25 protein-coding genes are annotated in these 22,569 nt (G+C 67.1%); 13 read left to right on the top strand and 12 right to left on the bottom strand.

Annotation, left to right across the window (positions count from 1 at the left end):
- Positions 1-6: 6 nt before the first annotated feature.
- Both L3Q67_RS26010 and L3Q67_RS26005 read left to right on the top strand, forming a co-directional pair.
- Complete coding sequence (locus tag L3Q67_RS26010; RefSeq protein ID WP_499184087.1) at positions 7-1,152, top strand: protein-L-isoaspartate O-methyltransferase family protein; 1,146 nt, start codon at positions 7-9, stop codon at positions 1,150-1,152.
- Positions 1,149-2,348: an NB-ARC domain-containing protein gene (locus L3Q67_RS26005; RefSeq protein WP_499184086.1), complete on the top strand. Its 1,200-nt coding sequence runs from the start codon at positions 1,149-1,151 to the stop codon at positions 2,346-2,348. The genes L3Q67_RS26010 and L3Q67_RS26005 overlap by 4 nt, the downstream gene beginning before the upstream one ends.
- A gap of 280 nt (positions 2,349-2,628) precedes the next feature.
- On the opposite strand, the gene L3Q67_RS26000 is transcribed toward L3Q67_RS26005, so the two are convergent.
- Positions 2,629-3,030, bottom strand: coding sequence for a nuclear transport factor 2 family protein (locus L3Q67_RS26000; RefSeq protein ID WP_499184085.1), 402 nt, complete (start codon positions 3,028-3,030; stop codon positions 2,629-2,631).
- 1,132 nt (positions 3,031-4,162) lie between these two features.
- On the opposite strand from L3Q67_RS26000, the gene L3Q67_RS25995 reads away from it, so the two are divergent.
- The 5 genes from L3Q67_RS25995 (at position 4,163) to L3Q67_RS25975 (ending at position 9,815) form a co-directional block, all read left to right on the top strand.
- On the top strand, positions 4,163-4,579 hold the full coding sequence (locus L3Q67_RS25995) for a histone-like nucleoid-structuring protein Lsr2 (protein ID WP_499191644.1): 417 nt from the start codon (positions 4,163-4,165) through the stop codon (positions 4,577-4,579).
- Between the two features lie 621 nt (positions 4,580-5,200).
- Complete coding sequence (locus tag L3Q67_RS25990) at positions 5,201-5,746, top strand: DUF3558 domain-containing protein (protein WP_499184084.1); 546 nt, start codon at positions 5,201-5,203, stop codon at positions 5,744-5,746.
- A 384-nt stretch (positions 5,747-6,130) separates the two neighbouring features.
- Complete coding sequence (locus L3Q67_RS25985; RefSeq protein ID WP_499184083.1) at positions 6,131-6,574, top strand: hypothetical protein; 444 nt, start codon at positions 6,131-6,133, stop codon at positions 6,572-6,574.
- A gap of 1,254 nt (positions 6,575-7,828) precedes the next feature.
- Positions 7,829-8,152: a hypothetical protein gene (locus L3Q67_RS25980; RefSeq protein ID WP_499184082.1), complete on the top strand. Its 324-nt coding sequence runs from the start codon at positions 7,829-7,831 to the stop codon at positions 8,150-8,152.
- A gap of 1,117 nt (positions 8,153-9,269) precedes the next feature.
- Entirely contained in the window at positions 9,270-9,815 is a 546-nt protein-coding gene (locus L3Q67_RS25975; RefSeq protein ID WP_499184081.1) for a DUF4360 domain-containing protein, read from the top strand.
- Here L3Q67_RS25975 and L3Q67_RS25970 read toward each other — a convergent pair.
- From L3Q67_RS25970 to L3Q67_RS25945, 6 genes are all read right to left on the bottom strand, one after another.
- On the bottom strand, positions 9,812-10,054 hold the full coding sequence (locus L3Q67_RS25970; protein ID WP_499184080.1) for a DUF3558 domain-containing protein: 243 nt from the start codon (positions 10,052-10,054) through the stop codon (positions 9,812-9,814). The two genes, L3Q67_RS25975 and L3Q67_RS25970, sit on opposite strands and share 4 nt — an antisense overlap.
- 247 nt (positions 10,055-10,301) lie before the next feature.
- Positions 10,302-11,465, bottom strand: a complete 1,164-nt coding sequence (locus tag L3Q67_RS25965) for a methyltransferase domain-containing protein (protein WP_499184079.1) — start codon at positions 11,463-11,465, stop codon at positions 10,302-10,304.
- Positions 11,466-11,597 (bottom strand): hypothetical protein, encoded by a 132-nt coding sequence (locus tag L3Q67_RS25960; RefSeq protein ID WP_499184078.1) that lies wholly within the window; start codon positions 11,595-11,597, stop codon positions 11,466-11,468. It abuts the gene before it with no gap.
- A 439-nt stretch (positions 11,598-12,036) separates the two neighbouring features.
- Complete coding sequence (locus L3Q67_RS25955; RefSeq protein WP_499184077.1) at positions 12,037-12,195, bottom strand: hypothetical protein; 159 nt, start codon at positions 12,193-12,195, stop codon at positions 12,037-12,039.
- 106 nt (positions 12,196-12,301) lie between these two features.
- A complete protein-coding gene (locus L3Q67_RS25950; protein ID WP_499191643.1) occupies positions 12,302-12,961 on the bottom strand; it encodes a hypothetical protein in 660 nt (219 codons plus the stop codon).
- A gap of 310 nt (positions 12,962-13,271) precedes the next feature.
- Positions 13,272-13,433, bottom strand: a complete 162-nt coding sequence (locus tag L3Q67_RS25945) for a hypothetical protein (RefSeq protein ID WP_499184076.1) — start codon at positions 13,431-13,433, stop codon at positions 13,272-13,274.
- 386 nt (positions 13,434-13,819) lie between these two features.
- Here L3Q67_RS25945 and L3Q67_RS25940 point away from each other — a divergent pair, with 386 nt between their 5' ends.
- Positions 13,820-14,203, top strand: coding sequence for a hypothetical protein (locus tag L3Q67_RS25940; RefSeq protein WP_499184075.1), 384 nt, complete (start codon positions 13,820-13,822; stop codon positions 14,201-14,203).
- 256 nt (positions 14,204-14,459) lie between these two features.
- On the opposite strand, the gene L3Q67_RS25935 is transcribed toward L3Q67_RS25940, so the two are convergent.
- Positions 14,460-16,532: a tetratricopeptide repeat protein gene (locus tag L3Q67_RS25935; protein WP_499184074.1), complete on the bottom strand. Its 2,073-nt coding sequence runs from the start codon at positions 16,530-16,532 to the stop codon at positions 14,460-14,462.
- Positions 16,533-16,555: 23 nt separating this feature from the next.
- Complete coding sequence (locus tag L3Q67_RS25930; RefSeq protein ID WP_499184073.1) at positions 16,556-17,416, bottom strand: hypothetical protein; 861 nt, start codon at positions 17,414-17,416, stop codon at positions 16,556-16,558.
- Positions 17,417-17,632: 216 nt separating this feature from the next.
- On the opposite strand from L3Q67_RS25930, the gene L3Q67_RS25925 reads away from it, so the two are divergent.
- Together L3Q67_RS25925 and L3Q67_RS25920 are read left to right on the top strand one after the other, a co-directional pair.
- A complete protein-coding gene (locus L3Q67_RS25925; protein ID WP_499191642.1) occupies positions 17,633-17,809 on the top strand; it encodes a DUF2188 domain-containing protein in 177 nt (58 codons plus the stop codon).
- Positions 17,810-18,086: 277 nt separating this feature from the next.
- Complete coding sequence (locus L3Q67_RS25920; RefSeq protein WP_499184072.1) at positions 18,087-18,254, top strand: hypothetical protein; 168 nt, start codon at positions 18,087-18,089, stop codon at positions 18,252-18,254.
- Between the two features lie 140 nt (positions 18,255-18,394).
- Here L3Q67_RS25920 and L3Q67_RS25915 read toward each other — a convergent pair whose 3' ends face one another.
- Both L3Q67_RS25915 and L3Q67_RS25910 read right to left on the bottom strand, forming a co-directional pair.
- Positions 18,395-18,667, bottom strand: coding sequence for a hypothetical protein (locus tag L3Q67_RS25915; protein WP_499184071.1), 273 nt, complete (start codon positions 18,665-18,667; stop codon positions 18,395-18,397).
- Between the two features lie 236 nt (positions 18,668-18,903).
- On the bottom strand, positions 18,904-19,113 hold the full coding sequence (locus tag L3Q67_RS25910) for a hypothetical protein (RefSeq protein ID WP_499184070.1): 210 nt from the start codon (positions 19,111-19,113) through the stop codon (positions 18,904-18,906).
- A 634-nt stretch (positions 19,114-19,747) separates the two neighbouring features.
- Between L3Q67_RS25910 and L3Q67_RS25905 the strand changes: the two genes are divergently transcribed.
- The 3 genes from L3Q67_RS25905 (at position 19,748) to L3Q67_RS25895 (ending at position 21,698) form a co-directional block, all read left to right on the top strand.
- Positions 19,748-20,026: a hypothetical protein gene (locus tag L3Q67_RS25905; RefSeq protein ID WP_499184069.1), complete on the top strand. Its 279-nt coding sequence runs from the start codon at positions 19,748-19,750 to the stop codon at positions 20,024-20,026.
- Entirely contained in the window at positions 20,023-20,814 is a 792-nt protein-coding gene (locus tag L3Q67_RS25900) for a hypothetical protein (protein WP_499184068.1), read from the top strand. The genes L3Q67_RS25905 and L3Q67_RS25900 overlap by 4 nt, the downstream gene beginning before the upstream one ends.
- A 563-nt stretch (positions 20,815-21,377) precedes the next feature.
- Positions 21,378-21,698: a hypothetical protein gene (locus L3Q67_RS25895; RefSeq protein ID WP_499184067.1), complete on the top strand. Its 321-nt coding sequence runs from the start codon at positions 21,378-21,380 to the stop codon at positions 21,696-21,698.
- 405 nt (positions 21,699-22,103) lie between these two features.
- Here the strand turns inward: L3Q67_RS25895 and L3Q67_RS25890 are convergent, their stop codons facing one another.
- Entirely contained in the window at positions 22,104-22,544 is a 441-nt protein-coding gene (locus L3Q67_RS25890; protein WP_499184066.1) for a phage terminase small subunit, read from the bottom strand.
- Positions 22,545-22,569 lie beyond the last annotated feature (25 nt).

Here is a 22,569-nt window from a genome sequence, read left to right as displayed (position 1 = left end):
GACGTCATGCCAACCACCACACCACCATCCCTAGTGGACGACCATTGCGGACGAGAGCGGCGTGCGCTGCGCGCAGCCCTGGCCGAACGAGACATCGCCCAAGCCGTGCTGGACGCCTTCGAGGCCGAACCCCGCGACTTCTACACCGGCGACTACAACATCCCCACGCGCACGCAACCCCTCCGCCGCGACCCCGAAGACCACCCCGCGCAGTGGCTGCGGGATCTCTACCATCCGGACACCGCCCTGGAACTCATCCCGTGCCGGCGCCCGGCGTCGCCGGTGGCCGCGCCATCGCTGACGACGATGGCGACCGTGCTCACCCTGGCGGGCATCCACCCCGGGCACGCGGTGCTGGAGATCGGGACCGGCTCCGGCTACACCGCGGGCCTCATCCGGCGCCTCACCGGAACCGGACCGGTGCGCTCCCTCGATCCACACCCCGACTGGCACGCCCACGCGACGGTCGCACTCGCCGGCCGCGCTGAGACCGTGCACACCACCGACCTCACGCTCAGCCACGACGACGGGCCGTGCGTGGACCGGATCATCACCTGGCGCGAGCCGGACCACATCCCGGTCGGCTGGCTCGCCCGGCTCACCCCGGGCGGGCGGATCGTCACCGTCTACGGCGGGGTCATCACGGTGCTGACGGTCGACGAGCACGGCCACGGACACGCCACGTTCCACCAGCCCGCCGTCGTCACGGCGCTGGACGCCGCCCCGGGGCTGCACCCCCGCCCGACCTGGGATGAGCTGGCCATGCTCCCCGTGGGGGTGCGCCCGGATCACCCCGGACTGCGCCTGATGCTGCGCTGCCTGCTCCCGGGCGTGCAGTGGACACTCGACCGCGCTCCCCGGCGGGGACCGCACGTCATCCTCGCCGACCCGGCGACACAATCACACGCGATCATCAGCTGCAGCGACCCGCACGGACACCACGAGCAGAGCGGCCCCGTCGAGCTCTGGACCCACATGCGGCGCATCACCGGGCACTGGCACACCAGCGGTCGCCCGCAGCCCCGCGTCTTCACCGCGACGTTCGACCCCGCCCGACCCACCCTGACCCTGACCCTGCACCGCGACGGCCAACCCGTGACCTTGCCCGAGCCCGCCCCCCACATCGACCAGCACCGGAGCGCGGGCACATGACCAGCACAACCACGACCACGCCCCGGCCGATGCGGACGCTCGGCCCCGGCTCCGTGCCTGCAGCGGCCGGGCCTGCTCCTCACGCCCCGCACCGGCCCGACGCGCCACCGGAGGTCTGGGGCCGCATCCCTGCGCGGAACCTGGACTTCACCGGCCGAGCGGACCTGCTCGAACGCCTGCCGGACCGCCTCCACAGCACCACGGCCGCCGTGGTCCCGGTCGCGGTGCACGGGCTCGGCGGCATCGGCAAAACCCAGCTGGCCACCGAGTACATCTACCGCCACCTTGAGGACTACGACCTCATCTGGTGGATCGACGCCGCCCACACCAGCCGGATCCACACCGGGCTCGCCGACCTGGCCCGCACACTCGGTGCGCCGCAGGCCCGCGAGACCGACCTCGCGGTGTCCGCGGTCGAGGTGCTGCGCACCGGGCGCCCGTTCCGCCGCTGGCTGCTGGTCTTCGACGGCGCGGACGACCCGGCGACCGTGCTGCCCCACCTCCCCCCGCACCGGGGGCGGGCATGTCCTGATCACCTCCCGCTACGCCGACTGGGCTGGCACCGCGCGGCTGCTGCCGCCGTTCACCCGGGAGGAGAGCATCGAGCTGCTGGGCCGCAGGGGCCCCGAGATCACCGCCGCGGGCGCCGGCGACCTCGCCGGGAAGCTCGGCGACCTGCCACTGGCCTCACCTCGGCCCTGCGCGACACCAAGAGCCGAAAAGAACGGCGACACAAGCGGACAAACTATGACGAGGACGCGGAAACCTATGGCATCCAGGACGATCGCTGCCGCCTGACGACGACGCTGCTCCTACTGTTCTCCGGTTGTGGTGGCGGCTTCCCGGTGACGGAGGACGCGGAGCTGGGGCGGCGCTTGGAACGGGTGATCGCGGAGCGCCGCACGGTGCCGTTGGTCGAGATCACCGGTGCGGGCTGGGATCGCGTCTTCCTGTTCCCAGGGGAACATACCCGCAGGTATGTCGAGAAGCGCGTCGGCGAGCCGTTGGACATGTACGAGATCGACGGTGGTGAGCACGGCGGCATCGTGGTGTTCAAGCGCGGGGCCGAGGTGGTGCGCGCCGTACGGTTCCAGCAGTTTCCGTTCGCTGCGGACGGCGCGGAGTACGGCCCGACTGTGGTGATCGGGCCGCCGCCGCAGTGGATCGGCGGGTTCGTTGAACTGACCGAGAACTAGGCCGTGTCTCGAAGTCCCAGCCACTCGTTGATCGCTGCGACTGTGTCGGTGGCCTCGTAGCGGACGGCGAGCTTGTCCTACCTTGTCGCGGCTGGACGGTCGCGTTCGAGTCGGTTGATCCCGCACTCCACGGCGTGGCGCTGCTTTGCGTCCAGAAGCAACCGGCCATCGACGGGCGGCTCAAAATCCTGTGCCACCGTCACTGCGGATAGCCGCCACGCATGCGCTGAGTAACTGCGACACCGCCTGGCCGTCGGGTCCGCGCCTTCCTCGTGCTGGGTCAGGGTGCGGCCAGCGGAAGGTCCATGATGCCGGTGGCTTGCGACCAGACACAACGCCACGTGCCGCTGGCATCGGTGTAGACGTCGGTGTGCCAGGCCTCGTGCCGCGGGATGTCCGCGCCGTCGACGGTGAGTTCGATAACGCACCGGTAGCGGAGGACGACGACGTCGGTGCCGACGATGGCGTCCAGGTCGCCGGTCAGCCCCAGTTCCCGGTAGGCGACCCGCCCGGTGGTGAGGAGATCCAGGTATTCGGCCTTCGTCCACACGGTGCCGGTCGGGTTGCACAACCGGTACTCCGCGGCGTGCAAGCGGTCGTAGGTGCCGCGATCCACGTGGAGGAGACAGTGGATCCGATCCTGCTCAGCCTTGATCACCTGGCTGGCCACATCGTCGGCCATACCCCGCTCCTCTTCACTCGTTCGGTCCTGGTCGGCGACACATGCGCCTACAACCAGGCCAGAAGGCGTAGAGGTGGTCTCTCTTTGACGCCGTCTGTGCCGGTGCCGAGCCTTTGAGCATGGCCGTCGGCTACACGGTATCGGGTGACCAGGAGTACGTCAGTCGCAGTCGGCGCAGTCTCGTGTAGGACCCTCGCGATGACAGCAGCGTGACCGACATCGCGGACCGTCCCCACACCACGCAGCACCGGCGCAGCCCTCGAGGGCCCTCGATAAGGCCGCCCCCGCCAGTTCACGGCGATGTGATTTTTGTCTGCACCGCTCAGCAAGTCCTTGAGCACATCGGTCACCCTCATCCAATCGCGCTTGGCGCGGCGGCGAAGGCCCACGGTGGCGGGACCACCGTCGCCTGTCGAAACTGGCCTAAGCGCCCAGCCGTGCGCGCCAGTCGTACACGAGCGTCGACCTGGTGACGCCTGTAGGACGACGCTCGCCCCAGGCAGCGAAATCCAAGCCACACCGCCTGGAATGAACGTCGAGGCAGTGGCCTCGAGGGCTACCTCCACGGCATATTCGACAGGGCATCGCGCCCCTTCAGGCTAACGGGAGCGCATGACCTCGGGTGCTTGCACGCGTATCCGCTGAGCCTTCTCCTGCGCGCTCAAGGTGCAGGCCCGGCCATTGAGGACACGGCACGTCAGGTGCCCTGCTCAGATCGCCTGTCCACCCAGAGACACGGCACAAGCCCAGCCGCAGTTGCAACGCACTTCTGCGGCCCTGCGGCGCCACACGTGCTGCGGCCAGACCGCTCCGCCGCGGTGCAAGTTGAAGCGACGCCATGGGCGACCAGACGGCTTCGGGCTAGCCGCCATTCCTGCACACGCGGGGCGCCTGTGCGCCGCCATTGACCATCGCGGTTCAGGGGTGGGCGCAGTCGCCAGTGGCGACGAGCTGATCACAAACGGCCACACACACCGTGCTCGACCAGGTGATCGGCGGCACAAAGTATGCGTAACCCTGGGGTCGTGAACTACTTGAATACCCGCGAGAATACGACGGTGGCGTTGCGGAAACGTTTAGCATTGCGATACGGTTGCCCAACCGCCCCGCCGTAAAACAGAAAGAACTTGAGATGGCTCAGAAAGTCCTCGTCGAGATGATCGACGACATCAGCGGCGAGACCGCGACCCAGACCGTACCCTTCGGTTTGGACGGTGTGGAGTACACGATCGACCTGTCCGATGACAACGCCGCGAACCTGCGTGACGAACTCGCCCGGTACGTCGCCGCCGGCCGCCGCACCGGCGGCCGCAAGGTCCGGGTAGCCACCGGCGAATCGGTCCCCTCGGCGACCAGCAGTGCCGACCGTGAACGCGCCCGAGCGATCCGGGACTGGGCACGGGAAAACGGTTACACGGTGTCGGACCGTGGCCGCATCTCGGCCGAGATCACGAACGCCTACGACGAGGCTCAGACTCCGAAGCCGGCCAAAACCACGCCTGCGCGCAGCCGTGGCGGCCGCAAGAAAGTGGCGGCGGCCAAGAAGTAACACACCGTCGTATGAAGGCCGGGCATGGCAGTTTCCTCTCGTGCCCGGCCTTCGCTATGCCCCACCCGTGATCGGTCAACCCAGGAAACCGCGCTCTCGTCGACTCCGTGGACGCTGCCAGCACTGCTGCAGTGCCGAGTGTGGTGATAGTGGGCCTGGTGGCGTAACAGCGGCATGAGCCACAACGACTTCGACCATGAGGCGAACGCTGACAACGAGGGTGGCCATGACCGAGCACGATCCCATCGATCACATGCTGAGGCGGTGGCAAGCCGACATCGACGCAGAGCCCTGGCCGGTACTGATCACCAGCGAGCAGGCCGTCGCGATCGTGGCTCGGGCTCGACGCCGCCCGCTGCGCATTCGCTGTCGGTGTGGCCACCGCGGCCGCAGCGTGGCCGCCAGGTGGCTTCGGCCGGCCACTCGGGCTCATCACGGCCCGGGTGCCTGCCGGCGGCAAGAACCTGCGTGAGCCGGAAACAACCGAGGGCTAAAGTGCTCGAGGAACGCGAGCGGAACTGGGCCACCGGTGGCGGTCTAGCCTCGAGGTGAGGTGGTGCGTTCACCGCACCGCACAAGAACTCGAGTGGGGCTCGGTGCGCCGCGGGAGAGTGAGGGGGAATGACCGTGGGGGCTCTGAAAGCGGCCGGTGTCGTGGTGTCGGCATTGATTGTTCTGGCCGGGTGTTCGAGCGAGCAAGGAGGTCAGGCGCAGCCGGTGTTGACCCCGCCGGAGGTGCCTGCCTCATCCGAGGTCGCAGCGTCGCCTCAGGGGTTCGGCGACCTCAAGGCCTGCGCAGTGCTGGACACAGCGTTGCAGGGCCGGGGATTTCCCCCGGGCGAGGCCGACAACATCGGCAGCACCAACGGCTGCGGTGCCAGCAAGTTCGGATCGGCGACCTCCTTGAACCTCGACGACAGGCAAGGGGTGGACGATCTCGATGCCGATCCCGGCAAGGTCCATGACGGCAAAATCAACGGGCGCCGTATCCGCCAAGTGCAGGAAATCGACGGCGACGAGGCCACCTGCCTCATCTTGCTTGAGGTCACCGCGAAGTCTCGGGCGATGGTGTCGGTAACACTGGGCACACAAGGAAGCACAGACCAGGCCTGCAAAGACGTCTTCTCTGTTGCGCAAGCTGCCGAACCTCAACTCCCAGCCCGGTAAGCGGGCAGACACTGCGCCGGCAGGCAGAGCCACCGAACAGGGAAACACGACAGCACCGCTCACAGTCAGGCGTCGCCTGCCGACCGTGCAGCCCACGATCATCAGGGTTGCTGCACGCCAGTGGTGGCTGGCGGCAGAGTACATCTCCCCCTGCTCAGGGCGCTGGAACCGACGGAATCAGCGCCGATTGAAATGGCCGGTGCCTCGCCCGCCCTGTGGAGCTCGACGGTAGAGTCTCGGCACGCAGGACAGTGCGGCAGGCGGTTTACTCGTGACGGGCGAGAGGGGGACGATGCGGGCTATCACTGTGGCCTTCATTTCGGCTTCGGCATCGACGTTGCTGGCTGGCTGCTCGCCCGAAGACGGCGTCATCGGCCGCGGCCGATGACGCCGTCCGAAGTTACGGCGGCAGCGACGTCGAATGTGACACCGCCTGCGAGCCTGCGTGATCTCAACGCCTGCTCGATCCTCGACAACGCGTTGGAAGGCAAAGACTTCCCGCGTGCGGAGGACTCAGACATCGGGTCCAACAATGGATGCCGCTCCAACAAAATGGGCAACTCCACAGCATTGGACCTCGACGATCAGCAGGGCGTGGACGACGTCCGGGCCGCCCCCGCCAGAATCCACGACGGTAGCATCAACGGGCGTCGTATCCTCCAGGTGAAGGAGAACGGCGGCACCGAGGGAATGTGTCAAATCATGCTCGAGGTGAGCACGGAGTCCCGGGCCATGGTGACGGTCACCTTCGGATCGCGCGGCGACACCGATCAAGCCTGCGCGGAGGCCCTGTCCACCGCGGAAGCGATCGAACCACAACTTCCGTAGACGCGTCGGCAGGGTGAACCGTCCGGTCCGCACCGCGAACGTGACCGGCCCGGCACGGCACGCTGGCGTGCCTGTACACGGAGGCGCCGGTGAGGGCGCGGGCACTCCCGCTGATCCGCTGAACCGGCACCCAGTAGGTCGCTGATGACGCGGGTCATCAGCTTCCGGATCGGACCGCGCGCCGCGCCCAGCTCGATGACCTGCCCCTCGCCCCCGGATCTGCAGGCTGCCGCACCGGGGTAGTGTCGAGGCGCAGACCGCGTCCAGCCATGCCGTCCGGCCGTCCTCAGTGCCAGTGTTGGACTCGGTCCAGGCACCGGCGGCGTCCTGGGTGAAGAAGCGGGGCACGAAATGGTGTCGCGGGACCGCGTGGATGGCGGCCCTCCAGGCAGGATCGGTGAGCTTACCGAGGTCGGTAAGTGTGTCCCCGAGCTCGGCGGCGCGGTCGCGCCACTGCACCAGTGCCGCGTATGCCAGGCCCAGCGTCTTCCTGTAGGCGCGGATCCCGGGTCTCAAACTCCAGCGGAGTGTTGATCAGCTCGCAGGTCAAGGCATCGAAGTCGGCTCACCAGTCTTCGAGCGTGGCAGCCGCGGATCAGAACCAGGCCTGGCCAGGGGTGGAGCGCTGGCCATCACAGCGGTGTGCTGCATCGCAAGCATTGGGCCGGCCGCTTAGGGGCTGAGCGCCCCGGTCCCGTTCACCGCCAAGCACGCCGCCGTCCGGTCCGTGGCGGCCTGACTCCGAGCCGGTTCCGCCCACGTCGGCACTGGCGACCGAGGACAAGGGCACTCCGGGACCGGGTTTGTCGTCTCCGTGCGCGCTCGCGTCGGTCGTTCTGAGCAAACCCCGCTGATGCAACGAACGGTGAGCGATCTGCAGGACATCGCCGACTTCGTCGGCCAGGTCGTCACGGACGCGGCGCGCCTGCGACAGACCCTCGGCAACCTGGTGTCGAACGCCCTGCGCCACACCGGCCACCGGCCAGGTGACCGTGCACGCGTCCACAGATGGCAGCGAAGCCGTGATCACGGTGAACGACCGGGCTACGGCATCGCTCCGCCGACCCACTTACGTCTTCGACCGCTTCTGGCGTGCGGACCAGTCGCGGGCCCGGCACACCGGGGGCAGCCAGGCGTCTTCGACGCAGCAGGCAGGTTTCAGCCTGCGTTGACGATCCTTCCCCGGAATAGGGAACTATGTTGCCATTTGGTGGTTCTGGCCGGGTTGCCCGGTCGTCACCATGGGAGGAATTCATGCGCAAAGGCGCAAAGGTGCTTGCCGTCGCGGGTATCGCGGCCTCGCTGTTCAGCCTGCCGAGCACGGCTTTCGCCGGGGAAGCGACTGCCGGTGCGCAGGGCGGGTGCGTGACCAGCACCAACAACACCACGATCGCGGAGGCGCAGTGCTGGGACACCGGCGGCCGCAGCTACCGCGTGGTGGCCACCTACTGCCGGGTTTCGTGCACCACCGAAACCGGCCCGTGGGTCTGGGAGCCGGCGGTTTCCGTGTTGAGGGTGCCCAGTGGCGGCTCCCTGCTCAACGTGCGGCCAGAACTGAGCACGCCAGCCGCCGCGTAGCAGCACGACCTGCCGCCGGACCCCACGAATCCGGGCCCGGCGGCACGTCAGCACGCTCTGGCGGCCGCCTACCGCCTGCTCGACCCGGTCCCCCGCCGCTGGAACCCGAACCGCGGGCCGCGCCGTGAATCGGGACGGAGTCTATTCACTACCCTGATCCCTCCAGGAGAGGTGCCGAACGTGCGCAATCAACCGCCGGCGAGATCGGTGCGCCGTGCCAGCCGCATACGGCCGCGGAGGCAGACGACAGCCAGGCGCGCACGAGGCCACCAGGCTGCGAAAGCGTCACCAGAGCAGCCACGATGAACAGCACGACCAGCGTGAGAAAGCGTCGCCACGTCCGCTTGCTCTCCAAGATCCTCAACAGCAGTTCATAGCGGTTCACACCCCACCGTCCCGTGGGGCGGGACACGTTCGGGGGCTGCACTCTCCTGCCTCAGGACTTACCGTGGGCAAGTCATCACCTCATCCTCGTGTGCTTTGCAGTGCGTACAGGTATGTGGTCGGACAACAGGGCGCCTCCTGCTCCAACAGGGGGCGCCCGCTCTCGCTTTTCGTGCCCACACCAGGTTGTGCGGGCGCGGACAGCAGCGACCGCCGCCGTGGTACGGCGGGGACATGGCGAGCAGGCATGTATGAATGGCGCTGTCGAACCCGGCGCGGGGCTGGTGGCCACCGGCGGGCCAGTCGCTCTACGGCCCGGCTGCAGTCCACAGCGATACCACTGGTCACGCACGCCCCGGCCGGTCCCGCACCTCAGCAGCAGCCGAACGTCCGGGACGCCGCCTAGACGAGCATGGCGATTGCAGTTTGTTCTCCTCTCGTTGAGACGGCATCACCCTAGACTGCGCAGCCATTACTCACAAGCCGAACAATGCATTAGTAAGCCCATTACGTAATGTACGGGTCCACTACGTACCGCCGGTTCAAGTTCAATGCAGGTCAGCGGAGTGCCCCGCCAACCCGTCCGGATACCCTGAACCACCGCCGCCACGATTAGTTGTTCACGATGCATCAGAAGGGTGCATCATGTTCACTGCGCTGGCTGCCAGTGCCATTGCCCTGTCGGCAATAGCCATTCCCAGTTCCGCGGCACCGGCGAAGGTCTCCGGGCCAGGTGACGATCAGCATCGTTACGGTGAACGGATCGGGTTGTCAGCTCGGGCATCCGCGGTCGCGATGGCTCCCGACAGCCCCAAATTCACCGTCACCTACGACGACAATTCCCTACGTGCAGACGTGCACCGGTTCCAGTCCGGCCGAATTCCGGAAAAACTGCCAGCTGAGTCTGCGGGTGAACTACCTGCAAGGATTCACCTTCGGCATCGCGCAGGCCAATCACCGCGGGTCCTCCAGCCTGACCGAAAGGGGCGCACGGGCTTCCCATCGCGCCAACTACTACTACTTCCAGGGAAACTCGGCTGCCACCCAGGCGTGCCCCTCTCCGACGCGTCACGACCTCCAGCCCGAGCAGACGCCGTACACCACGGCCAGCCTCGCCCGCATGGTGGTCGCTGACGCCGCGCGTGAACTGTCCAAGCGCGCCGCCCGGCTGGTGCCGATCTCTGGCAACGAGCTCAGCGAGGACGACAAGACCGCTTACCCGGGTGAGCTGCTGTACAGCGCGGCCGCGGTCGCCGAGTGGGCTGCGTCGTTGTCCTAGGTCGTGCGAATCGAGACATCGAAGAAGAGGCGGTCGCTGAGCGCCACGGCGAGGCCGCAGTCGCCCTGCGCCCGTAGGTCGGCGAGGTCCACGTAGACGGCCGGATAACCATCGACCTCGGTGGGTTCGAAGTAACCGCGGTCCCACCAGCCGATGTCGTTCAGCGCGTACAGGTTGCTCAGACCGGTGTCCACGCTGGTCAGGTAGGAGACACCGGGATTGGTCGAACCGTCGCCCACGTTCCAGATGCAGCCGGAGCCCTTGCTTGAGACGGCATTATCAGTTCGGCGAGCGTAGTCTCCATGCGGCTGGCGGTGGCGTCGTCGACCTGCCTGAGGTGAGCGCACTCGACGTGGTCACTGAACATGCGCAGCCGCGTCAGGACCGCGAAGTCGTGACCGGCCGCCGGCGAGTGCGCTCGGTCACCGCCCACGGGTGATCCGAGAGCAGCCCGTTGGGGCGCATGCAAAGTGTAGCCGAGCTCGATCACGCAGGAAGGGCATTCCGGTCGCCGGTGAGGGGCCAGCTTCGCACGGTGGTTTCGGGAGTGTCGAGCCACAAGGTTTGGGTGTCGCGGGTGATGGTGAGGCCGAGCTGGTCGGGGCCGGGTTTGCCGTGTTCGTACCACCAGCCGTAGGCGGCGAGGGCTTCGTCCCACAGCCGGCGCGGCCCGAGCTGGCGGGCGGTGAACGGCGCGGGGTCGGTCAGGTCGGCGTCAAGCCGGGCGTAGGAGTGGGTGGTCAGGTCGTCGAGCTCGATCACGTGCCGTCTGGGACCGCCTGCGTCCCAGTCGATGACCAGTGCGGCATCTGGCAGCCGGGCACCGATCGCGAAGCGCCCTTGGGCGGGGTTGAGCATCATGTCGAGATCCTTGCCTCGGATGTCGGTCGTGCTGACCTCGGCGGAGGCGACGGTCGCCTGGTCGGGTTCCCAGCCGAAGAGGCTGCGCTGGTGGCTCCGTAATCGCATGAACGCGAGAGCGCCGGAGAACCGGCCGGTCGCGGTGCCGGCGGAGGCGAGGTCGAGGGTGAGCAGGGCGCCGTTGCCGTAGTCGGTCCCCCACGGGGTGACCAGCCGCCCGCCGGGGCGCAGCTGCGCCAGCCATGCCGGCGGCACGGTCTCCCGCACGGACGCGGTCGCGATGATCCGGTCGTACGGTGCGGCCGCGGGCCAGCCCGCGGCGCCGTCCCCGGTCACGACCTCCGCCGCGGTGTCGGCCGCGGCGAGCGCGCGGCGCGCGGACTCGGCCACGCCGGGATCGACCTCGATGGTGGTGACGTGCCCAGTCGGGCCGACCCGATGCCGCAGCAGAGCGGCGTTCCAGCCGGTGCCCGTGCCGATCTCCAGCACTCGGTCACCCGGCTGCGGGTCGAGGGCGTCGAGCATGTCCGCGACGATGCTCGGCTGCGAGGACGAGCTCGACGGGAAGTTCTCGCCGTCGTGGCGGTGGGGTTGCCCGAGATTGATCTGGGTGATCACCGGTGCGTTCGCCGCGACCGCGGCCTCCCAGGCGGTGGGGTTGGCGTGGCGGGACACCGCGGTGAACCCGGGACCGTCGGGGTCGTCGACCCAGATGGTGTCCGGGATGAACCCGGCTCGCGGGACCTGCTCACACAGGACCTTCCAGGTCGGGACGGTGTCGGCGGTCATCTACTTGTCCTCGTCCTTGCCCTTGTCGTCGGAGTCGTGGCGGCCGCCACCCGCGTCGTTGACGTCTTTCGTCTTCGACGGGTCGAACGTGCCCTGTCCGTCGCCTTCGGCCTTGTTCTCGTGCTTGGCCATGCCGGCCAGCTCCTCCCCGTCCTGATCGATGCCGCCTCGATCCCCCTCCCCACTGGGCGGGTCGGGCAGACCGGCGCAAGATCCGACCGAGCGAACCCCACCAGCGGGCGGACCGAGAAGGGTGACGGTGAGGACAGCGTTCGCCCTCACCGAGCCGAACGGCGTGCTCCTGGACACGCGCGCTGGCGCACCGTGCCGGGGTGCGAACCCTGCTCGGGCTCGGAAAGTGGGCCGTTGGTTCGGTGTGGTGGTGCTGGGCGAACTGCTCGCGATCGGCTGCGCTGGCTGTTCGACCTCGGCCAGCTCGCGGGCGTGTGGCGCCGCTGGGCGTGGGTGGGCTGACCGCGGTGGCGCAGCTCGATCGGCCTCACCCCAGGCATCGAGCCGTCTGCCTGCGCCAAGGCTGAGTTGTCGATGTGCCATCAGTCCGGGTGTCGGGCTAACGGAGGGCCGAGGTATCGCGGCACAGGCGCCGTAGCTGGGTGCGGGTGCAGGGAACCACCTCCTGCACGAGCGCCAGTTCTTCGTCGTAGACCTCGCGCAACGGACCGTGTGGGTGGTAGGCCTGCCCGGGCCCGGTCCACAGCCAGGCGATCATGAGGAGAGACTACGAATTCGACTCGTGACCGCGATCAAGGGATTCGGTGGTCCCGTCCGCAGTTCCAACGCAGCGGCCTTGCAGCTCGGTATCTCTGAGCTCCAAGTCAAGGGGTGTCGGCGTGCGCCTCGGGGTTCCGAGCCGATGGTTCGGTCGGTGCCGGGAGGTCCAGTGCGCGGGCGAGGGCTGCAGTGACCGGGGCGGCGTGGCGGGCCAGGTTCTGCGCGGCCCAGTCGGCTGCCAGCGCGAGGAAGCTGGTGAGGTCGTGCTCGGCTTCGGCGAGAAGGCGCCGGAGATCGGTGGCAAGCAACTCGATCACCGGACTGTCGTTCTGCTCAGCGTCGACAGTCAGCCGGACGATCTCGCCGTGGCGTTCGGCGCGCGGATCGGGATCGTGCCCGAACCAGGCTTGCCCGCTGCCATCGAGGACCTGGTGCCACTCGCGCCAGTCCTCCAGGCCGTTGCAGCAGCCCGGTAGGAACGCCACGCCCGTGGCGCTGTCGGTCACCCGCAGGCCGCCGGCTGCGAAGAGGGTGTCGAAGGTGAGCAGACCGTGCAAGAACGACCCCAGTGGGTCGGCGGGGCGGGGCGGGCGGCCGCCATCCCCAGGATCGATGTCGTTGCAACTGGCGATGCGCATCACCACTGTCCCGATCTCACGGGGCGTGAGCTCGCCGCTGAGCGCCAGATAGCCGAACGACTCGACCTCAGCAACTGGCCAAAGGACAAAGCCGTCAGGCGCGTAGACCTCCACGACAGGCTGCATCGTGATCACCTGGACAGTGTCGCGCAACCCCAACCGTCCTGCCTCCCCATTACGTTGTGCGCCACTGCTCCCCGTCATGCCTGGCCGCTGCCTGGTGTGTGCTCGCTGATCGATGACCTGAACTTGCCGAGCAGGTCCAGGGCGGGCGGCAGTCCGCGCCGAACGCAGTGATCTTGCCTCACCCCGGGCTGGCCGGGGTGAGGATGAGCGCGCCGTGGCAGCGGAAGAAGGTCAACTCGAACAGGCTGCGTCGACAGGAGTATCCAGTCACGATGTCAAATCGCTCGACCGCCCCGCAGGGCGGCGGATCTCAGGCATGCCGAGGCCGACCGGCGCGCTGCGGGTGGCGCATGGCCTCCAGCTTCTGGACCGCTGCGGCCATGGTGGTCTCGATCGCGGCGACCTCGCCCAGCCAGCCTTGCTCCTTGGCCTCCTCCAAGCGGTCGAGGAGGTTGGCGTGAATCTGCTCCACACGCGGCAATTGGCCCGGGTCAACCCGAAGGCCGCCCCGGCCCAGGACCCGCCCCTGCTGGCGCCGCCGGTTCCCCTCTGGAGCTCGCCGAGCGGGCCGTACCGGGCGGGTCACCACAGCCACCATCGGCGGACCACGTCGGCCGGTGCGGTCATCGCCGTGGCCTGCCCGCCGCGCTGGGCCCGCCTGTACAGGTGACCCGAGATGTTGATGTTCGACATGCCACACGCCGGGTAACCGACAGTCGTACCTGCCGAAGGAGGGACACCGCTGTGAAGGGCGACGTCGACATGTTGACCGGACTAAGGCGCGACACACCTGCGTGTCGACATCGGTGTGCGGGCGGCGCCCGGTAGGAGTCATGCAGTCGAGTTGGAGGTGGCTGCATGGCGGTGCTGGTCCGGACCGAGCGCGAGATGGATGTGATACGGCTGCCGCGGTGGGGGCGGGTCGCTCCGATGTCCGACGCTGTCGTGCCGTTCACCGTGCTCGACGCGGACGGAGTTCCGGTGGAGCCGATCGCGCGGTTCCTGCGTGATTTCGTCGCCCGCGGTCGACGGTCGGGCAGTGGCCGCAGCTATGCGTATGCGCTGTTGCGGTGGTGGCGGTGGCGGTGGCTGACTGTGATCGAGGTGGTGTGGGAGCAGGCGACGTCGGCCGAGGCGCGGGAGTTCGTGCTGTGGTTGCAGCGCACCGCCAAGCCGCGCCACGCAGCTCGTACAAGCTCGGCCGCCACTGCGGGCACGGTCAACGCGATTACCGGCAAGTAGTATCTCGACGACCGATATCAGCCCCGGACGGTCCGGCACAGCAATGCGATAATCCGTGCGTTCTATGGGTTCTGGATCGGCCGGGGTGAGGGCCGCTCGTGAATCCGGTGCCGCTGGAACGCGCTCGTGGGCGGCGACCGAACGCGCACCACAACCCGCTGGACCCGCCATCGGAATGCACGTGATCACCGCTCGGGCAGGAAGCACGACCGCCGCTACCTCCTAATGCCTCCTGCCTCTGGCGACGACCTGTCCATCACAACTTCTTGGTTTCGAGGTGATCTAGTCGGTCGAGGTTCTCCCGAATGTGAGTCCCATAGTGGGTGCAGGCAACGTTCAATGCGCGTTTCCAGATGGCTCGCGCTTGATCGTTCTGACCCAACGCCATATAGCAATGACCAACGTGACAATAGACCGGGATGATGTCGTGTAGGGGATTGGGGGGCACTTGGTCATACAGAACGAGCACCTGCTGGTAGTAGTTCAGCGCAGCCTGATGATTACGCTCGCCATACTCCACGTTACCCAGAGCTGTCAGTGCTCTAGCCTCATGGGGTGCGGCGACCTCCGTCTTATCATGGAACATACCGAGCGCCCCGTGACCGCACTCGCGGGCGTAGTCGCAATCGCCGACTCGTGCGGCCCGGAAGGCCATCTCGGCGAGCGCCTGCGCCTGCTTCAATGGCCTGTCCAGCGCTCGGTTGAGATCCCTCGCGCACGTGTAGTGCGCCAACGCATTGCGGTCGTCTGCGTGACCGTTCCCTAACACGCGCCCCAGCAATTCATGCGTGACAGCCAGGCCATCCATCCAACAGGACAGCGCATTACGTCGAGCGTCATATTGGGAGCTCAACGCTTGACGCAACCAGAACAACCGCCAACCATGTTCGTGCCAGCGTTCCTCAGTCGCGGCCGCCAATGCCGCATCCACACTGGCCGAGTCGCCAAGGAGATCCGCGAGGCATGTGGCACCTGCCATTTCGCGACTCACCGGTGCCGCATCGGCCGTGACCACCAACGACGGAAGCTTGCAGTGAGCGAGGTCTGGGGGAAGAGCGTCGTCACCGATCTCCGCGAACTTGGCATAGAAGGTGACGAGGCGGAGCATGACGCCTCGTGGCGCACCGTCGCCCAGTTCACGCCGAGCGACATCACGAGCGTACGCACGGACAAGGTCGTGCATTACGTAGTGGCCGCAGGCACGGCGATTGAGCAACGACATCTGCTCCAGGGCGCGTAACGCCCGCCGGACCGCGGGTCGCGACAGGCTGCTTACCGCGATCGCGGTTTCGGTGATGTGATGTAGGTCCGCCAACCCTATCCACCAGTACACATCTCGCTGGACACGGGGCAAAGCCTTATAAGACCACGACAAGACGACGGGAAGGCTGACGCCAGGATCATCGCATTCCAAAGCCTCTAGCCCAAGACCGCGCAGTTCAGTAACGATGACACTGGCAAGATCTGGCTGATTCCGGAAACGGGCGGCGACGAGGCCAAGTGCCATTGGAAAATGGCCACAAAGGTCGGCCAACTCATTGACGGCTCTGTCCATCGCTGCGGTGATGGGAGCATCGCCGAGCGCCTGACGAAGGAGCGCGTGGGCTTCGTCGTCCGTGAATACATCGACGTTGAGTGGGCGCGCGCCGTGGCGAGTAATCAGTGCAGGGAGTCGGTTGCGGCTGGTAACCAGGACGGTGCAGGTGGCGCCGCCAGGCAGCAGGGGAACAACCTGATTGGCGTTAGCGGCGTTGTCCAGCATGATCAGCATGCGTTTTCCGGATGTGTGGGTACGGAAAAGCGCAGCACGGGCGTCGAGATCCTCGGGCTGTCGGCGGTGGTCAACGCCCAAGGCGGTGAGGAACTCGCCCAACACCTCGGCTGCCTGTCTCGGTTCGCCTGTGGAACTGAAGCCATGTAGGTCTGCGGCCAACTGCCCGTCGGGGAATCGATGCTTGTTGTGGTTCGCCCAGGTGTGGGCAAGCCAGGTTTTGCCGATACCAGCGGCGCCGCCAATCGCGGAGATCACCACCAGCGGACTCACGCCGTTCTCGCCTGACGAGGCTTCGGGGGTAATCAGGGCGTTGTCGAGGGCTGCTAGATGATCGGCCCGGCCGACAAACCCGGCAGGTGCCGGTGGCAATTGACGCGGAATGGGCACCGGCGGCTGGGGGCCTGACTGGTGGAAGTGCGCGGGGCCAGCGAGATAGCCGACAGCGTTTCCGCCCGCAGTCGCGAAGACGCTGTCCACTCGTACCGATGCGTCAGTTCCGGTCTGCAACAGCGTTTCAGAGCTGATGTCGTCGTGGGTGGGGTCGGGCGCCGACACGGTGTGCCCACGGTCCGTGTCGGCTAGCGGGGGTCCGGCGGCACCGCTGTCGTCGGGGCTAGTAGCGAAGGCGGGCCGATGATGAGGTGATCGCCGGTAGCCGCGCCGATCGTGACGCCTGACCCGGCGCCATGCACACCTCCGAGGATGGTCACTCCGCGCAGACCGACGCCATCGGTAGCCGGTCCGTGCGTATCGGTACCGTCCGGCGCCTGGCTGTCGGACACATTGTGCTGTGGGAGCCGGTCGACGATGCTGCGGTCGGGAGGGTAGGGATAGTCAGGTAGTGCGATCCACGCGGTATTCCGGAATTCCTTCACCGCGATCTCGACCGGCCGGAATGTCGCGGGGTCCACGGTTGCGGAGTGCCGTACGACCTCATCGAAAAAGTGCGCCGACACGATCATCGCGACGACGCCCGGCGAACTGGCCAGTGCCGCTTTCAGCGGAGCAGCGTCGAGTAGCCGGAAGGCCGTGGTGAGGGCGGTAGAGGTAGCCCCATGCTCGTCAATGGCCACTTCTCCCGCGTGTACAGCCAATCGCAGGCGCATCCGGGCGGCTTGGTGGCTGGTATTGTTATGTCGGCGCACCGCACGGGTCAGGGCGTCAGGTAGTACCTCCACCAGCGGTGCTTTCGGGATCTCGGGCGGCACAAGGACGAACAGCCCATCGCCGCGGTCCTCCTGATGGCCGACGTCACCCTGCACTCCGGCTGCCGCCATGGACTCGGAGACCACCGTGTACAGACCGGCCCGAGTGTCCACCTGGTGGGGTAGCGTCCGGTCCGGCGAGCCGAAGCTCGCCACGTCGATGAGGATCATGGTGCGGTGGACTGGGTGCTGGGCCATCTCCGCAATGTCACCTCTCTGTTGGAAGAAGATCACGTGTTGTATTGATCAGACGTTTATACCGTCGCGTGGCTGCGTCCTGTGTGTCAGATGACGCACAGGGCTGCCAGGGCCCACGAACCACCCGATCGGGTACTCGCCGACGCCCCGGAGTTCCGGTTCCAGTCATCCGGTCTGTGCCAGCACCTGAGAACGAACAACTCCTAGTCCAGTTAAGAGACCTACCACGAGAATGGCCAGTGGAAGAACAAGATCGAGGGCAGCTCATCGCCGGAAGAAGGAACCTTCGCCACCAAGGACGAAGCCGTCGCGGTGGGCCGGGATCTGGCCATCGAGCGCAAGGTGGAGCACTTCATCCGCAAACTGGACGGCACGATCGGCGAACGCAACACCTACACCGGGCACGACCCCCGCAACATCCCCGGCTAGCTCCACAGAGACGCACCAGGCCGCGTCACAACCGGCCCGGCCACCTCCCTGGCTCGACCCAGCGGGCAGGCCACGGGGGCCGGAGATCAGAAAAGGGGTCATCGCGGGCGGCGGGTTTCGACCAGGAGGGTGCCCACGTTGCCCGGATCCGGTGCCGACACCCACGCGCGCGTGGGTGTCGCTGTAGCCGTGGCCGGTGAGAAGTTCACTCCAGTGGTCCGGTTCATAACTCCATCGGGCCATCGACACCTGCGGGCCGGTGTAGCCCGCGGCCCACATGCCCGGCGAACTGCCCACCGGCGCGGCGCTCGTCATGCTTTACGAAACCAGCAAACCCGTCGCCTGGCTGGTCAGCGGCATCCGCCGCGGTGAAGACGTCGGCCCACGCATCGAGATGCTCGCCGTCCGCGTCCGCGATCGGTTCACGTCCTCGAACAACGGGTAGACCTAGGTCAGCCATATCCGCCGATTTCGGCGAGTCCTATGGCGACCCCGAAACGCGCCGCCCAGCGGCTGGAAGGGACAGGCCCAATATCGGTCGGCGCCCGTACGCCGTTCCTTGCGGAAAGCTTTATCGAGCGAGTGTCAGTCGATGAGGCACGATTCGTCGTGGCCGTTATCGTCGTCGGGTGCTGTGGTGAGGATCGGCACGCTGGCGCTTAAGCCGTTGAGGACGTCAGTGACCTGCACACCCAGTACTTGTACCGAATGAGTACACAGGCTGATGGCGTTGTCGGAGAGAATGTCCCCGGTGTTGACGAGGCCGGCGGTGTCGTCCGGTTCATCGGCGAAGGCGGGACTGCCGATCATCATGAACCCGGCCACAGCTGCGGCGGTGAAAGCGAATTTCTTGAACATCGCGTCTTCCCTTCGCCTCGAATGTCCGCTTGCAGGCGGGTGCCCGCCAGCATGGCGAGGCAACCCGATCGCACCTTCGACCACTCGAAAGGCGACACGCAGTCCTGGCCGTCGCGGTGGGTGCAGGTGACCGGGGCGGGCCCAGGTGTGGTTGTGGGTCCGCCCCGGCCGCCGAGCAGATTCGGCCACCCTCACCGCATCCACAGGGCCGGGTGATCTCGGTCGTCAGGGCGCTCCTAGATGTCCGTGTTGGGCTTCGTGATGTCCGAGGATTCGCGGCATACCTGGCCCGTCTCCTGGTTGGCCACCGGGGTCAGGGAGTCCACGGACTTGCATACGTCCTTCACCGGGTCTTGAGCGTAGGCAGGAGGGCCCAGGGCCATGCCGGGCAGGACGGCCAGGGCGCCGATGATCAGGGCCTGGATGGCTCGGCGGCGGATTGTCATGATGACCTCCAACGGGAGTGCGGGGCGGGCAGGCAGCCCGCCCCGGTGTGGATGGGCCGCAGGCGCCGGAGTGTGATCACCGCCACCAGCGGGGAATTCCACAATGGACTTGAAGGTCACAAAAAAGGCGTCGCTAAGAGTAACTACTGATCTCGGTGCAACAAAAGATGGACATGAGAATAGGCGAATAATTTCCATGTTCGGCCATGGGTGAAGATTGGTGATTAACTCAGGGACCGCGCGCTTTCGACAAGCATGATTGCTTGACCGTATGCCATCTGACCAGCAGACTTACCCACGAGTTCATGCGCGATGCGTAGGTGACTTTCTCAACAGCTCGACTTGTACGATCCTCGGAAATTTCCTGACGAGGAGATCCGCACCAGCTACAGCGAACGGCTGCAGCCCAACGGCAACCCGCTCTTTCCGGAGACTTGAATCAGAAAGTCGCACGGTCGGCGCCGCGGACACCGGGGAGACGAGCGGCGCCAGTGCTGCCGACTGCCGATCGCGGACCCACCGACTCAGCCAATCAGGCATTTGTCAGAGTAAACCTGACATAAGCACATTCGCAGAGGTAGTCTGCCTGAGCGGACGTCAGGTTCGTTTCGCCGTACTTCACGGAAGGTGCCGCATGACCGAGCAACAGCCCGGAACCGACGATCTCACGGTGTTCGCCCGGCAGGCATTCACCACCGGCGGGAACCTGCACCTGCTCGCCGAGCGGATGACCGCGCTGAACCGCCGGGTCGAGGGCTACTCCCCCGACGACCTGACACACCTGGCCTCCTCGCTGCGTGGCATGGCCCTGCGCACGGCGATGTCGATCGACGACCCCGACCTGCTCAATGACCTGTCCGGGCGCAGCTGGCATGAACTCGGTCCCGGTGACGTGCTCGGAGGGGACCAGTGAGCGATCTGCAGCCCGCGCAGCCGCCCTACACCACAGCGAGCCTCGCCCGCCTCGTCGTCGCCGACGCCGCGCGCGAGCTGGCCGAGCGCGCCGCCGGCTTGGTGCCGATCTCGGGCAACGAACTCAGCGAAGACGGCAAGACCGCCTACCCGGGCGAGCTGCTCTCGACCGCGGCCGGTGTGCTGGCCCAGGCCCGGGAGCTGTTCACCGCGGCCGCGATCGCCGAGCGGATGGGCGGGGCCAGCTGGCAGCAGCTCGGCGACGTCCTCGGCATCACCCGCCAGTCCGCGCAGGACCGCTTCGGCACGGCGGAGCAGGAGTTCCGTGGGCACCTGGCGCTGCCGCAGAACCCGGACTACATCGGGGAATTCGAGCAGGTCCGGCTCGACCGCGCCGCGCGCGAGCCGGACGTGACCGCCGCCGAACTGGACCTGTGGGTGCACCACCATCACCAGGACCACGCCGGCGAGCCGGACCCGCACCCGGTCTCCGGCGGCCTGGCCCGGATGAACCCCCACGCCGAGCTGGCGCAGCTGTCCGAGCTGTCCCACCAGCTGTGGAAGGCCACCGAACGCCTGCCGCCGCTGCAGCAGCGGCTGGCCATCGCCGAGCGCACGTGGCAGCTGTGGCAGCAGATCGCCGCCGACAGCCCGCGCTCGCGCACCGCCCGCGACGCCGCCGAGCAGGCCCGCCGCACCGTGACCGAACTCCGCGCGCAACTGCCCGACGCCGACGCGGTCGACCTGACCACCCACCGCGCCGAACGCGGGGACGGGCCGTCGGCATGACCGGGACCGAGGCCAGCCGCCTGGTCGTGCTGCGAGGCCCGTCCGGCGCGGGCAAGACCTCGATCGCCCAAGGTGTACGCCCCGCCCGCGGCCGCGGGCTGGCGCTGGTCTCGCTTTCCGACCGTGATCGGATACCTGTGCTTGCGGACCAGCGGTTGCACGTTGCACACATGTGCGCAACGTGCGCGGGCAGGGCTCGAAAGGAATGAAGTTGGGGTTACTGATGCCGACCGATTAGGAGGCGGTGTCTTGTGCAGCCCTCGTCAGCACCTGCGCGCTGCGCGACGGCCGGGAGCTCTACCGGCCGCCGCGACCTCGCCGACATCCTCGCCGTCCGCGACTGGTGCCGCACGCGCGAGGTGAGCTGCGCGTGCTGTCCGGGCCGCTGTCGGGCATCGTCGACTTGGCCGCCGGCGACGCGACCACCACCATGCTGGTCAACGCCCTGGTCTCGGTCGGGCCTGCTCGGCGATCGAGGCCTCCCGCTCCAGGGGTGACCATCCGGCAGGTAGGTGCGGAGAACCGGCCCCTGACACGCCCGCTTTCGACGCTAGGATCACGTCATGGAACGCATCGAGGTGGAAGGCTGGCACGGCCGAGCCGAGTTCGACGGCGAGGTCCTGGCCATCCACAGCACCCAGATGTCCGAGGGGAAACAGTTCGTTCCAGGCGCGGTCGTCAATACCATTCTCGCGCGGCACATCATCGGCGTCTCGTTCAAACTGCGTGAAGGCGGCGACGAACGGCACGGGTACTGGCCGCCCGGTCACTTCGGCGTCACAACCGCGGGCGGTGCTGTGGGAATCGGGTTCGAACACCAGCAGGCTCCGGCGTTCGAGAACTTCCGCCAGCAGGTCCTCAACGCGCTGATCGAACGAGACTGATCGCTGCGCGCGAACCAGACGCGGCCTGCCAAAGAACGCCGGAATCGGCAGCCTCCGCGGCATGATGATCGCCGAGAGACGCCACGGCCGCGCACCGCGCGACTGTGCCGTCACCCTGAATATCGACACCGGCACCTGACACGCCAGGCAAGCACCGAACGCGACAGGCGAGGGCCGAACATCAACAAGGACGGCGCAGTGCCGGTCTGGGGTGAGCAAAAACCGCTCGGCGGATCTCGGTGTGGAAACACACTCAACGCCGTTTTTGATCAGGTCATCGACGGGATCGTCGAAGCCGAAGTATCGGCCTCGTCATGTGCGCTTACGCGCCGCCACCGGCACATTCGGACACGCCGGAGCTAACTCCGTCAGCTTGGCCCTCTCCCGCTCATCGACTGTCAACCCCTAGGTCACCTTCACCGTCACCCACTCGGTGAGGTATCGGCAGACGCTGGGCTGATACGGAGGCAACCATTCGGCGGGGTCTTGGTCCGCCTTCGATCGGTTCGAGCGCGCCGTCACCGCCCACAGCGCTTGCGCCTCGTCCAAGTCGTTGGCGTAGGCCTGACGTCGCATCTGGCTCGACGGCTTGCCGGACTTCACTAGGCGATCGGCGAAGTGCAGCGTGAAGCAGGCGAACTGCCAGTCGCTTGGTTCGTAGAACTGAGCCTGCGCCGAGTTCGCCAGGCTCTCGTCGAAGTCGACGATCATCGGGTGCGGCTCGGGGAAGCCCAGCTCGGGAACATCGACCGCGCCGGCCGCGGTGACGGTCTCAACCGGCTGCTCGTCTTTGTTGCGGCGGATGCGCTGATCGGCGCGCTTTGGTACGGAGCCACGTGTGCCCATTGAGCCCCCTTGGGCGGTCGGTGAA

Origin of the sequence: Saccharothrix sp. AJ9571 (assembly GCF_021725495.1) — a bacterium.
Taxonomy (GTDB): domain Bacteria; phylum Actinomycetota; class Actinomycetes; order Mycobacteriales; family Pseudonocardiaceae; genus Amycolatopsis; species Amycolatopsis magusensis.
The sequence above is the reverse complement of the archived record's forward strand: the minus strand, read 5'-3'. Positions and strand labels throughout refer to the sequence as shown.

Coding starts and splice junctions, on each gene's coding strand:
- L3Q67_RS26010 (WP_499184087.1), top strand. CDS start 7: ATGCCAACCACCACACCACCATCCCTAGTGGACGACCATTGCGGACGA.
- L3Q67_RS26005 (WP_499184086.1), top strand. CDS start 1,149: ATGACCAGCACAACCACGACCACGCCCCGGCCGATGCGGACGCTCGGC.
- L3Q67_RS26000 (WP_499184085.1), bottom strand. CDS start 3,030: ATGGCCGACGATGTGGCCAGCCAGGTGATCAAGGCTGAGCAGGATCGG.
- L3Q67_RS25995 (WP_499191644.1), top strand. CDS start 4,163: ATGGCTCAGAAAGTCCTCGTCGAGATGATCGACGACATCAGCGGCGAG.
- L3Q67_RS25990 (WP_499184084.1), top strand. CDS start 5,201: ATGACCGTGGGGGCTCTGAAAGCGGCCGGTGTCGTGGTGTCGGCATTG.
- L3Q67_RS25985 (WP_499184083.1), top strand. CDS start 6,131: ATGACGCCGTCCGAAGTTACGGCGGCAGCGACGTCGAATGTGACACCG.
- L3Q67_RS25980 (WP_499184082.1), top strand. CDS start 7,829: ATGCGCAAAGGCGCAAAGGTGCTTGCCGTCGCGGGTATCGCGGCCTCG.
- L3Q67_RS25965 (WP_499184079.1), bottom strand. CDS start 11,465: ATGACCGCCGACACCGTCCCGACCTGGAAGGTCCTGTGTGAGCAGGTC.
- L3Q67_RS25960 (WP_499184078.1), bottom strand. CDS start 11,597: ATGGCCAAGCACGAGAACAAGGCCGAAGGCGACGGACAGGGCACGTTC.
- L3Q67_RS25955 (WP_499184077.1), bottom strand. CDS start 12,195: ATGATCGCCTGGCTGTGGACCGGGCCCGGGCAGGCCTACCACCCACAC.
- L3Q67_RS25950 (WP_499191643.1), bottom strand. CDS start 12,961: ATGCAGCCTGTCGTGGAGGTCTACGCGCCTGACGGCTTTGTCCTTTGG.
- L3Q67_RS25940 (WP_499184075.1), top strand. CDS start 13,820: ATGGCGGTGCTGGTCCGGACCGAGCGCGAGATGGATGTGATACGGCTG.
- L3Q67_RS25920 (WP_499184072.1), top strand. CDS start 18,087: ATGCCCGGCGAACTGCCCACCGGCGCGGCGCTCGTCATGCTTTACGAA.
- L3Q67_RS25915 (WP_499184071.1), bottom strand. CDS start 18,667: ATGTTCAAGAAATTCGCTTTCACCGCCGCAGCTGTGGCCGGGTTCATG.
- L3Q67_RS25910 (WP_499184070.1), bottom strand. CDS start 19,113: ATGACAATCCGCCGCCGAGCCATCCAGGCCCTGATCATCGGCGCCCTG.
- L3Q67_RS25905 (WP_499184069.1), top strand. CDS start 19,748: ATGACCGAGCAACAGCCCGGAACCGACGATCTCACGGTGTTCGCCCGG.
- L3Q67_RS25895 (WP_499184067.1), top strand. CDS start 21,378: ATGGAACGCATCGAGGTGGAAGGCTGGCACGGCCGAGCCGAGTTCGAC.
- L3Q67_RS25890 (WP_499184066.1), bottom strand. CDS start 22,544: ATGGGCACACGTGGCTCCGTACCAAAGCGCGCCGATCAGCGCATCCGC.